A 650-nucleotide genomic window follows, 5' to 3' on the forward strand; every position below is an offset into this window, starting at 1 on the left:
CCTGTGCACGGATCTTCACAGGATGATGGGCTTTTTTCTGCTCGATCTCCAGTCCCTGAAGCAGCCATTCTACCTGTTGAAAAGAGATCTCTTTTACTTCATCCGGTGTCCGCGGCCATTGGAACTTCATGTGGTCCAGCAGCTTCTTGGTTGCCAGTACAAAGCCGTTCCGGTCGTATCTCAGTACTTTTATGGAATCTCTTTTTTTATTGCAAAAGATAAAAACCAGGTCTCCCTGATATGGATCAAGTTGAAACTGTGTGCTGACTGCAGCGACTAACCCCGGGATCTGTTTACGGAAATCTGTACTGCCACATGCCAGAAAGATCCGGCTGGCCCCTTCCGCCATACGCCTCATCATAATTTTTTCATTACCTGCATCAGCTTTAATAAGGTATCCGGATGAAACCCATCCGGGATGTATAGTTTCATTCCCTGAAAATATATCATCAGCCGGTTATCATTGGTATTTGCTGTCCGGTTATTTTGGTGAGATGAGATTCCGGATGAAGAGAAAACCTCCGCAAATGTGGTTATAGTTTCCTGGTTGGTTTTTCCCATAGAATAAGTCCTCCTTAAAATATATTGGTTTTTCCCAGTATATCAATTGGTGGAGGAAATAGCACTACGCCTTCTTTTGAAGCACTTAC

General features: G+C 44.0%; 2 protein-coding genes. Both read right to left on the reverse strand.

All coding sequences use genetic code 11. The annotated features are described in order from the left end of the window. Window positions 1-361: IS66 family insertion sequence element accessory protein TnpB (gene tnpB / locus ACTNDQ_RS15415; protein WP_441065004.1), on the reverse strand; the 361-nt coding region annotated here is incomplete at its 3' end. Continuing rightward, on the reverse strand, window positions 358-561 hold the full coding sequence (locus ACTNDQ_RS15420) for a hypothetical protein (protein ID WP_173759644.1): 204 nt from the start codon (window positions 559-561) through the stop codon (window positions 358-360). The genes ACTNDQ_RS15420 and tnpB, both read right to left, overlap by 4 nt. Window positions 562-650 lie beyond the last annotated feature (89 nt).

Origin of the sequence: Blautia massiliensis (ex Liu et al. 2021) (genome assembly GCF_052064225.1) — a bacterium.
Classification (GTDB): domain Bacteria; phylum Bacillota; class Clostridia; order Lachnospirales; family Lachnospiraceae; genus Blautia_A; species Blautia_A fusiformis.

Bases quoted from the DNA above. Each gene is read 5' to 3' on its own strand.
- ACTNDQ_RS15420 (WP_173759644.1), bottom strand. From the start codon at position 561: ATGGGAAAAACCAACCAGGAAACTATAACCACATTTGCGGAGGTTTTC.